Origin of the sequence: Mesorhizobium sp. M4A.F.Ca.ET.022.05.2.1, assembly GCF_003998845.1 — a bacterium.
Classification (GTDB): domain Bacteria; phylum Pseudomonadota; class Alphaproteobacteria; order Rhizobiales; family Rhizobiaceae; genus Mesorhizobium.
Genome location: NZ_RZOJ01000242.1, coordinates 1 through 9,317 on the forward strand (window position 1 = coordinate 1; position 9,317 = coordinate 9,317).

Annotated in this window: 10 protein-coding genes and 2 pseudogenes; 6 read left to right on the forward strand and 6 right to left on the reverse strand. The window is 63.9% G+C overall.

From position 1 onward, the window contains the following. Positions 1-227: pseudogene (locus EN745_RS22850) on the forward strand (hypothetical protein); the annotation flags it as partial. 43 nt (positions 228-270) lie between these two features. On the opposite strand, the gene EN745_RS22855 reads toward EN745_RS22850, so the two are convergent. The 4 genes and pseudogenes from EN745_RS22855 to EN745_RS22870 form a co-directional block, all read right to left on the reverse strand. After that, complete coding sequence (locus EN745_RS22855) at positions 271-762, reverse strand: Lrp/AsnC family transcriptional regulator (protein WP_126054500.1); 492 nt, start codon at positions 760-762, stop codon at positions 271-273. A gap of 144 nt (positions 763-906) precedes the next feature. Beyond that, a pseudogene (locus tag EN745_RS22860) lies at positions 907-1,592 on the reverse strand (uracil-DNA glycosylase family protein). Continuing rightward, a complete protein-coding gene (locus EN745_RS22865) occupies positions 1,532-2,143 on the reverse strand; it encodes a glutathione S-transferase (RefSeq protein ID WP_127406870.1) in 612 nt (203 codons plus the stop codon). Before EN745_RS22865 ends, EN745_RS22860 begins: the two are co-directional and overlap by 61 nt. A gap of 29 nt (positions 2,144-2,172) precedes the next feature. Continuing rightward, positions 2,173-2,796: a thermonuclease family protein gene (locus EN745_RS22870; RefSeq protein WP_127422325.1), complete on the reverse strand. Its 624-nt coding sequence runs from the start codon at positions 2,794-2,796 to the stop codon at positions 2,173-2,175. 75 nt (positions 2,797-2,871) lie between these two features. Here EN745_RS22870 and EN745_RS22875 point away from each other — a divergent pair, with 75 nt between their 5' ends. Beyond that, positions 2,872-4,392, forward strand: a complete 1,521-nt coding sequence (locus EN745_RS22875) for an ATP-binding protein (RefSeq protein ID WP_126054496.1) — start codon at positions 2,872-2,874, stop codon at positions 4,390-4,392. A 1-nt stretch (position 4,393) separates the two neighbouring features. On the opposite strand, the gene EN745_RS22880 is transcribed toward EN745_RS22875, so the two are convergent. Continuing rightward, entirely contained in the window at positions 4,394-5,392 is a 999-nt protein-coding gene (locus tag EN745_RS22880; protein ID WP_127422326.1) for a nicotinate-nucleotide--dimethylbenzimidazole phosphoribosyltransferase, read from the reverse strand. 162 nt (positions 5,393-5,554) lie between these two features. On the opposite strand from EN745_RS22880, the gene EN745_RS22885 reads away from it, so the two are divergent. Both EN745_RS22885 and EN745_RS22890 read left to right on the forward strand, forming a co-directional pair. After that, complete coding sequence (locus EN745_RS22885) at positions 5,555-5,788, forward strand: DUF1289 domain-containing protein (protein ID WP_126054494.1); 234 nt, start codon at positions 5,555-5,557, stop codon at positions 5,786-5,788. A gap of 13 nt (positions 5,789-5,801) precedes the next feature. Further along, entirely contained in the window at positions 5,802-6,506 is a 705-nt protein-coding gene (locus EN745_RS22890; protein WP_126054493.1) for a TIGR02281 family clan AA aspartic protease, read from the forward strand. 6 nt (positions 6,507-6,512) lie between these two features. On the opposite strand, the gene dusA is transcribed toward EN745_RS22890, so the two are convergent. Beyond that, positions 6,513-7,547 carry a tRNA dihydrouridine(20/20a) synthase DusA gene (gene dusA / locus EN745_RS22895; RefSeq protein ID WP_127422327.1) on the reverse strand — a complete coding sequence of 345 codons (1,035 nt, stop codon included), beginning with the start codon at positions 7,545-7,547 and terminating at the stop codon, positions 6,513-6,515. Between the two features lie 116 nt (positions 7,548-7,663). Between dusA and EN745_RS22900 the strand changes: the two genes are divergently transcribed. Further along, positions 7,664-8,725 (forward strand): site-specific integrase, encoded by a 1,062-nt coding sequence (locus EN745_RS22900; RefSeq protein WP_245487804.1) that lies wholly within the window; start codon positions 7,664-7,666, stop codon positions 8,723-8,725. After that, positions 8,722-9,309, forward strand: a complete 588-nt coding sequence (locus tag EN745_RS22905) for a hypothetical protein (protein WP_127422328.1) — start codon at positions 8,722-8,724, stop codon at positions 9,307-9,309. The genes EN745_RS22900 and EN745_RS22905 overlap by 4 nt, the downstream gene beginning before the upstream one ends. Positions 9,310-9,317 lie beyond the last annotated feature (8 nt).

Here is a 9,317-nt window from a genome sequence, read left to right on the forward strand (position 1 = left end):
CGGCCCATCCCTACAGGATGTCTGAGGCCTATGAGCCAGTCTCCGTCACCGGCGTGCTGAAACCTGGAATGGAGAAAAGCCAGCTCTTCATCCTCGACGGCGTCTCGATCATCCAGTCGGGCTACACGGTGCCCAAGGCCGACGTGGCAAGTGTCGACAATGTACCGGACGCAGTCACCTTGCCGATCAACTCGCCCTGGAGTTTTCTCAACAAAAAGAAGAACTAGGCGTGCGTATGACCTTTCCGGAGGAAGGCCACGCGTGAGCAGCTCAAGCCGCGTTGGCGCCGGCTTCCTTGTCCAGCACCATGTAATCCAGCGGGATCTCGGTCGTATACTTGATCTGCTCCATGGCGAAGGACGACGAGACGTCGCGGATCTCGATCTTGGCGATCAGCCGCTTGTAGAAGGCGTCGTAGGCGGCAATGTCGGGCACCACGACGCGCAGCAGATAGTCGACGTCGCCGCTCATGCGGTAGAACTCGACCACTTCCGGAAATTCCTGGATGACTTCGGAGAAGCGCCGCAGCCATTCATGGCTGTGCGAATTGGTGCGGATCGACACGAAGACGGTGACGCGCACATTGACCTTCTCATGGTCGAGGATCGCGACGCGCCGCTTGATGACGCCCTCCTCCTCGAGCTTCTGGATGCGCCGCCAGCACGGCGTGGTCGACAGGCCGACTTTCTTGGCGACATCGGCGACCGCTAATGTCGCGTCCTCCTGCAGGAGGCGTAGAATTTTTCGGTCAAGCCGGTCCATCGGATACTCCCAGGGTGCATGTCGCCCAATTTGTGTGGCGTGCGCTTTGAGGAATGATTTGGCTATGATCCCTTTTATTCCGGCCTTTCACAAGAAAGAAATTCTGCCAAGCGCGAGAAAAACGGGTGATTTCTTGCTTCATGCCTAACCAAGGCGATAGCGGATTTCCGCCCTCAGGAAGGGCAGCAAATCCATTTCAAACCATGGATTCTTCTTCAGCCAGCCGGTGTTGCGCCACGACGGATGCGGCAGCGGCAGCACTCTCGGGCGGGCGGGCGCCTCCCATATCGCGCGCCAGTTCCTGACGGTTTCCGTCAACGATGACTGACGCGCGGCACCCATGTGCCAGGACTGCGCGTACATGCCGATCGTCAGCACCAGATCGATCTGCGGCATCAGCGCCATCAGTTCGGCGCGCCAGGCTGGCGCGCATTCGCGACGCGGCGGCAGGTCGGCGCCCTTCGCATCCTGGCCGGGGAAGCAAAAACCCATCGGCACGATGGCGAATTTTTCGGTGTCGTAGAATTCCTCGCTGGTTACACTCAGCCAGCTACGCAGCCGATCGCCGGAGGCATCGGTGAACGGCATGCCCGAGAGGTGGACCTTGCTGCCCGGCGCCTGGCTTGCAAGCAGGATACGCGCCGTCGACGACGGGCGTAGCACCGGGCGCGGCTCATGCGGCAAAGGCCGGCCGAGCGGCCTCTCCACGCAGATGCGGCAGGCGCGTACCCTGGCCGTCAGTCTCTCCAGCGCTTCGCTCATCCCGGGCTCAGGCGGCCGCACTCGGTCGGCTGGAGATCGCCGCATGCCAGCGCAGCACATTGGTGCATTCCTCCGGCACCCTGATGCGTGCCGGCTTCATGAAATCGATGGCGATCAACCCGGTGATGTCGGCGATCGAATAGGCATCACCGGCGGCGAACTCTCGGCCCGCCAATTCGTCGTCGAGCAGCTTCAGAAATTCGACCGCCTTGGGTTTGTTGGCCTCGCCCCATTCGGGTATTTGGGGGATTTCCCATTCTTTCATCGCGGGATGGGTGTGACGAAAAGCCTGCGCGACGCAGCTGAGGAGGTTCAGCTCCATGCGTCTTTGCCACATCTCGACCCTCGCCTTGCCGAGCGCGCCTTGCCCGAACAGAGGCGGCTCCGGATACAGCTCCTCGAAATAGCGGCAGATGGCGACGGATTCGGTGATGATGGTGCCGTCGTCGAGCTCGATCACCGGCAGGCGCTGCAGCGGGTTGCGCGAGCTGACGGCCTGCGTCTTATGCTCCAGCGCGCCCATGTCGATAGGCACTAGCGGCACCTCGATCCCTTTTTCGGCGAGGAAAACCCGCACCCTGCGCGGATTGGGCGCACGGCCACCGTCGAACAGCTTCATTCTCATCCTCCCAATCCTGCTCGCTCCCTTTACCGGAAGCTGAAAAACGCGCGCAAGGCATCGCCGATCGACGCCAGCGTGCCGTGCTTCCTTTCGACCAGCCCGTGGCCGTGGGTATCGCGCCAGTCCTGCGGTTCGTCGAACGTGCCGGCCCAGATGCCGGCCTTGCCGACGCGGGCCCCGGCCTCCTCGGTCTCGAAATCACCATAGGCGAGGGCCCAGCCAGCCTCGACCTGGGCGCGATTGAGGTCGATGCCGCCCGCCTTGCAGTCGCCAAGCAGCCGGCCGTAGCGGTCCTGCTGCCAGCCGCTGCAGGAGACGGGCTGGCCGCCTATCAGCCTGACCAGCGATTGCCTCGCGAGCCTGCCGCAGGGATAGTCGGCGCCATCCTTGCGGCAGGTCTGCTGATATTCCGGCGCGTCGATGCCGCGCATGCGGATGCGCTCGGCGCCAAGCGTGATCGAATCGCCGTCATTGACGATGGCCGCGCCCTCGGCCTTGCGCGTCTCGAAGCGGTCGAGGCGGGCCGCGAGCAGGATCAGCAGACCGAGCAGAACGATGGTCAGGCCGTAGTCGAAAAGCCGCCGCCACAGGCTGCGAGGCGGCTGCGGAGCGTATCGCCGGCGCGGCCTCGGCGACCAGGAACGGCTCATATGGCAAACAGTCTCTTAATCATTCGAACGTAGCTTAACGAATTGAAATCGCTGCGCGCAGAAATTGAAGTTTGCATGCCTTTGCTACGCTCGAACACAGCGGACAAATTCATTGTGGACCGCAGGAAACCGCATCGCAACAGCGATGTGGCGCGCGCGGTGCGCAGAACCCGTGACCGTCTTTCGCAGCAGGCCGGCAGCCTCGACTTCGACCGCGAGCTCCTGAAGCTGCATGCCCGCACCATGGTGGTCGGCGCGACCGCCATACCGATCCTGGTGCTGGCGATCGCCGCGACCGGCCTGCTGGCCGGCCTCGACAAGAAGATCGGCATCTGGGCGCTGTTCACCCTGCTTTGCTACACGATTGTTGCCTTCATGGCGCGGCGCGTCGAGCGGACCGAAGCGTCCCAGATCGATCCGTCGCAGGCGCGGCGCGATTTCCTCATCGGGCATTTCCTGTGCGGCCTTGGCTGGGCCTGGTTCGCCTGGTTCGGCTGCGACACCTGCCAGATCGATCAGTTCCAGGTGATCAAGGCGATGGTGCTTCTGGTCGCCATGGCGGCGACCGCGGTGATGGCATCCTCGCTGGGCGGCGCGCTGCTGGCGACCTTCGCCATTCCCGTCGCTGTCTATGCCTATGCCGGATCGCGGCTGTGGCTGCCGATCGAGGTTATCATGGCCGCGCTGCTGGTCGCCGCCCTGCCCTTCTTCGCCTACGTCGCGCGCCATCTCAACCAGGCCTCGCTGATGCTGATGTCATTCCGTTCAGAGAAGGATGCGCTGATCGCGGAGGTGGAAACGGCGAAATCGATGTCGGACGAGGCGCGGCGTCGGGCCGAGGATGCCAATCTGGCCAAGTCGCGCTTCCTCGCGTCGATGAGCCACGAGCTCAGGACCCCGCTCAACGCCATCCTCGGCTTTTCCGAAGTGATGGCCAATGAAGTGCTCGGGCCGATGAACAATCCCACCTATCGCGACTATGCCCATGACGTGCACGAGTCCGGCCAGCACCTGCTCGACCTGATCAACGAAATCCTCGACCTGTCGCGCATCGAGGCGGGCCGCTACCAGCTCAACGAGGAGCCGGTGATGCTGCTCAACATCGCCGAGGACTGCTGCCACATGATGGAGCTGCGGGCGCGCAACAAGGATATCCGCGTCATCCAGGATTTCGAAACCACCTTGCCGAGGCTGTTCGCCGACGAACGCGCGGTGCGGCAGATCGCGCTCAACCTTCTGTCCAACGCCATCAAGTTCACGCCGTCTGGCGGCGAGGTTCGCGTGCGCGTCGGCTGGACCGCCGGTGGCGGGCAGTACATATCAGTCAAGGACAATGGCCCGGGCATTCCGGAGGAAGAGATCCCTGTGGTGCTTTCGGCTTTCGGCCAGGGTTCGATCGCCATCAAGAGCGCCGAGCAAGGCACCGGTCTCGGCCTGCCGATCGTGCAGGGCCTGCTTGCCATGCATGGCGGCGAATTCGAGCTTCACTCCAGGCTGCGCGAGGGCACCGAGGCGATCGCCATCTTCCCGCTCAGCCGGGTGATGGAGGAACTGCCGGCGCTGCCGACCAAGGCGGTGGCATCCCGCAAGAGATAGGTCAGGTTTTGACCGCAGCCGCCATGCCGGAACTGGTGAGTGCCGCCGCCTTGACCAGGCCGGCGACGAGTGCAGCCCCCACCCCTTCGCCATGACCGACGCCGAGATCGAGCAGCGGCCGCAGGCCAAGCCGAGCCGCCACCTTCGCCTGCCCTGGTTCCGGCGACAGGCTGGCAAGCAGGCAATGGTCGAGCGCGGCGGGGCTCACCGCCTGCAGGACAGCGGCCGTCGCGGTCGCCGCATACCCGTCGAGCAGCACCGGGATCTTCTGCATGCGGGCGGCAAGGATGGCGCCAGCGATGGCGGCGAACTCGCGGCCGCCGACACGCCGTAAGGCCTCGAGCGGATCGCTGAGGCTGTCGCCGTGAAAGGCGAGCGCCCGATCGACCACCTCCGCCTTGCGCGCCGTCATCGCCGCGTCAGCGCCCGATCCGGGTCCGACCCAGTCCACGCCAGCGCCGCCGAACAGCGCCGCACACAGGGCGGCAGCGATGGTGGAATTGCCGACGCCGAGATCGCCGAGGCAGATGAGGTCGGCGCCGCCGGCGACCGCTTCCATGCCGAAGGCCATGGTGGCGGCGCAGCCGCGTTCGTCGAGCGCGGCTTCCTCGGTGATGTCTCCGGTCGGAACATCCAGCGCCAGGTCGAAGACCTTGAGGCCGAGGTCGTTGGCGATGCAGACCTGGTTGATCGCCGCTCCCCCGGCCGCGCACAGTTCCACCGCATCGGCGGTCGCCGCCACCGGCCGCGGCGAGACGGCATGACGGGTAACGCCATGGTTACCGGCGAAGATCGCCACCTGGGGCCGCCTGACCGCCGGCGGCGCCTGCCCGCTCCAAGCGGCGAGCCAGGCCGCGATATCCTCGAGGCGGCCAAGCGAGGCCGTAGGCTTTTCGGCCTTGGCAAACAGCGCGCGGATGTGCGCTTCGGCCGCCAGATCGGCCGGCGGCAGATTGGCCAAGAGGTTGCGGAAATCGTCGAAAGGCGATGCGCTGGTCATGCGGACTACATCGTTGCTGAAAGTTGTGAGCGGCATAGACGTCTTGATCCGCCGGCACAATCCTTTCGGTCACTGACGCGAAAACACCAGCGCGCGCCGTATTCCCCAGGGCTTGCATTGGCCTTGGCGTTGCACCATGTGGAAGTAGCGCAAGAGAACATCATGACGGCCATAGAATCTCCGTGCATCCTGGTCTGTTCGATCGACATGAAAACCGGCTACTGTTTCGGCTGCGGCCGCACGCGCGACGAGATTGCTGCCTGGATCGGGATGGCCCCGGAGGTCCGCCGTGCTGTCATGGCCGAGCTGCCGGCTCGGCTGGAAACGGTGGAACGCAGGCCACGGCGGGAAACGCGCCGCGCCCGCATGGCGCGCGAGCGAGACGTGCTGTCGTGAGCGGACAACGCCGATGAACCGCCTGTTCTGGATCCTGATGGTGGTGATCGGCGCCGGCGCGCTGCTGCTGATGCTCAACGATTCGGCCGGCAGCACGTTTGGCGTCGACAACTACGATTTCAGCCGGCTGATCTGGCTCGGCGCGTTCGGCACGCTGATCGGCGCCGGTCTGCTGCGCTCCGGCAGGCCGCTCGGCGACATCGCACGCAATCTCGGCACCTGGGCGGCCATCGTGCTGGCGCTGATCGCCGGCTATCAATACCGCTACGAGCTGCAGGATGTCGCCAGCCGGGTGACGGCGGGCCTGATCCCCGGCAGTCCGCTGGCGCTGGGCGTGGAGGACGGCCACGCCACGGTGACGCTGGACAAGGCCGACAACGGCCATTTCGAAGCGCGCATCCTGGTCAACGGTGCAGCAGTGCGCGCCGTCGTCGACACCGGCGCCACCAGCATCGTGCTGACCGCGGAGGATGCGCAGGCCGCCGGCTTCAATCCAGCCGCGCTCAACTTCACCATATCGGTCTCGACCGCCAACGGCATGGCGCGCGCCGCCGCCGTGAAAACCGACGAAGTGGCGATCGGCGGCATCGTGCGCAAGGACATGGCCGTGATGATCGCCGCGCCCGGCATGCTTGGCCAGAGCCTGCTCGGCATGAACTTCATCGGCTCGCTGTCGGGGTTCGACGTGCGCGGCGACCGCATGGTCCTGCGCGACTGAATGCCCTCAGGCCGCTTCGGCCGCCGTCCCGTTGAGGTCGACAGCGGCAAAGGCAGTCTTCAACACATCCGGTCCGGCGCCCGGCCGTGTTGCGTCCGTCGACAGGATCTGCCGGTAGCGGCGCGCACCCGCCAGCCCGTGGAACAGGCCGACCATGTGGCGCGTCACATGGCCGAGCCGCCCGCCCTTCTCGATATGGCGCGCCGCGTAGGCCGTCATGGCGTCGATCAGTGCGGCATAGTCGAACGCCGCGTACGGCTCGCCGTAGAACATGGCATCGGCACCGGCCAGGATCCCGGGAGTATGGTAGGCGGCGCGGCCGAGCATGGCGCCATCGACATGGCCGAGATGCTCGCGCGCCGCCTCCAGCGATTGAATGCCGCCATTGATGCCGATGAATTCATTAGGCTTTCTGACCTTCAGCCGATAGACCCGGCCATAGTCGAGCGGCGGGATATCGCGGTTTTCCTTCGGGCTGAGCCCCTCCAGCCAGGCCTTGCGCGCATGCACCCACAGCGCGTCGGCGCCGGCCGCGAAAAACCCGTTGGCCAGCGCATCGAGCGCCGGATCCGGATCCTGCTCGTCGACGCCGATGCGGCATTTGACGGTCACGGGGATTGTCACCCTGGCCTTCATTGCCGCGACGCAGTCGGCGACAAGCACGGGCGTCTTCATCAGGCAGGCGCCGAACGTGCCCGACTGGACGCGGTCCGACGGGCAGCCGACATTGAGGTTGATCTCGTCATAGCCGAAGGCCTCACCGACCGCCGCCGCCTCGGCAAGCTTGCCGGGATCGGACCCACCGAGCTGCAGCGCCACCGGATGCTCCGCCTCGTCGAAGCCGAGCAGCCGCTCGCGCGCGCCCTGGATGACCGCGTCGGCTACCACCATCTCGGTATAGAGCAGCGCCCGGCGCGTCAGCTGACGGTGGAAGTACCGGCAATGCCGATCCGTCCAGTCCATCATTGGGGCAATCGACACGATCGGAACGCAGGATTTCCGGGCTTTTCCGTATAAATTGGCCGTTTCTTGGCTGCTCATATGTTGTAACACGTTGTAGGTTTTTGTTGCGTTTTGCAGCGGTTTGTTGTAGCAGGTACAACATTGTTGTAGCGAACAGGGGCAATGTTGTAGCGATGGGGACGATCCTTACCAGAATGCGCCGCGACGGAAAACCGTCCTATCTTTGCCAGATCGCTCGGAAGAAAGACGGCAAGACGGTTCGGGAGAACCGCACCTTCCGCGACCACAAGACCGCCAAGGCGTGGCTGCGCCAGCGCGAGGCCGAGCTAGACAATCCGAAGGCGTTCAAAGCCGCGACGCAAGAAATCAGAACGCTCGGCGACGCGATCGGCCGCTACGTCGAGGAACACGGCGGCGAGATCGGCAAGACCAAGTCGGCCTGCCTTGCTGCCATCCAGCGGCATTCGATCGCCGGCATGGCCTGCGGCGATGTCGGAAGCGAAGACATCGTAGCCTTCGCCCGGACCATTCACACGGTCACCGGACTTGCCGCTCCCGGACCGGCCACCATCAACAACTATCTGTCACACCTAGCGAGCGTCTTCGCCATCGCTCAGAAGGCTTGGGGTTATCCCCTCGATCAGGAGGCCATGTCAGACGCGACCTTTGTTCTGCGGAAGCAGCAGACCATCGCGAAGTCGAAGCAACGCAGCAGGCGCCCTACCCTGAATGAACTGGATCGCCTGCTGGCCTACTTTCAGGAGCGCACCGAACGCGCGCCGCATTCAGCACCTATGGTCGACATCATTCTCTTCGCGGTCTTCTCGACGCGACGCATGGAGGAAATCACCCGCATCCGGTGGGCTGATTTCGAACTAGCCGGCAAGCAGGCCGCTCGCGTTCTTGTGCGGGATATGAAGAACCCAGGCGCGAAGAAGGGCAACGACATCTGGTGCGAGCTGCCCGCCGAAGCTGCGGCTGTCATCGAGCGGCAGCCGAAAACCGGCGACACGATATTTCCCTACACAGTTGACGCCATCGGCTCGGCTTTCACACGGGCCTGCAAGCTGCTCGCCATCGAGGATCTGCATTTCCACGACCTCAGGCACGAAGGCGTTTCCTGGCTGTTTGAGGCCGGTTGGAACATCCCTCACGTCGCGCTCGTCTCCGGGCATCGTTCATGGGCATCCCTGCAGCGTTATGCGCAGCTTCGGCAGAAGGATGACAAGTTCGCCGGCTGGAAGTGGCGGCCATGACTGACCTGCACCACCTGCGGAACATTCTGGAACTGCGCGAGATGCAAGCTGCATCGATGGTGGCCGACAAGCACTTGCCTGAGATCAGGGATTTTCAGCAAGACCACGCTTGGAGGCAATTCTTCACAGATGCCATTGATCCCCGGTGCCATAAGAGCTTGTTCGACAAGGTCCGCGAATACCTCGCTATTGCTGAGGCCGGCGCCGGAATGACAGCGGATGAGGCGCTGTCAAAGGCTGAGGCGAAGCTACAAGAGTTCGATGGCATCCGGCAATATTGCGCCGAAGCCCTCGCGCGATGGCACGCGACAGCGCAGATAAGGAGAGCGCAGAAAAAGCGCACTCGAAGCAATTGGCCGCAAACCGTGGCCGACCACCTTGCAAAGACAGTTGGCGGCAGTAAGGACGACCAGTGGGACGCCATTCCAGACGATGGCGAAGCGATCATTCTCACAATCGATGGCGAGCAATCGGAAGTGTATCGCGATGACGATATGCTTTGTTGTGCCAGCCAGAGCGGCACCAGGGAAATTGCCCACTCGTCGTTTTATCGCCGCTACCTCAAGTCTGCAAAAAGACACTAGCGGCTAAG

Coding starts and splice junctions, on each gene's coding strand:
- EN745_RS22905 (WP_127422328.1), top strand. CDS start 8,722: ATGACTGACCTGCACCACCTGCGGAACATTCTGGAACTGCGCGAGATG.
- EN745_RS22870 (WP_127422325.1), bottom strand. CDS start 2,796: ATGAGCCGTTCCTGGTCGCCGAGGCCGCGCCGGCGATACGCTCCGCAG.
- EN745_RS22875 (WP_126054496.1), top strand. CDS start 2,872: ATGCCTTTGCTACGCTCGAACACAGCGGACAAATTCATTGTGGACCGC.
- EN745_RS22855 (WP_126054500.1), bottom strand. CDS start 762: ATGGACCGGCTTGACCGAAAAATTCTACGCCTCCTGCAGGAGGACGCG.
- EN745_RS22880 (WP_127422326.1), bottom strand. CDS start 5,392: ATGACCAGCGCATCGCCTTTCGACGATTTCCGCAACCTCTTGGCCAAT.
- EN745_RS22885 (WP_126054494.1), top strand. CDS start 5,555: ATGACGGCCATAGAATCTCCGTGCATCCTGGTCTGTTCGATCGACATG.
- EN745_RS22890 (WP_126054493.1), top strand. CDS start 5,802: ATGAACCGCCTGTTCTGGATCCTGATGGTGGTGATCGGCGCCGGCGCG.
- dusA (WP_127422327.1), bottom strand. CDS start 7,547: ATGAGCAGCCAAGAAACGGCCAATTTATACGGAAAAGCCCGGAAATCC.
- EN745_RS22900 (WP_245487804.1), top strand. CDS start 7,664: ATGCGCCGCGACGGAAAACCGTCCTATCTTTGCCAGATCGCTCGGAAG.
- EN745_RS22865 (WP_127406870.1), bottom strand. CDS start 2,143: ATGAAGCTGTTCGACGGTGGCCGTGCGCCCAATCCGCGCAGGGTGCGG.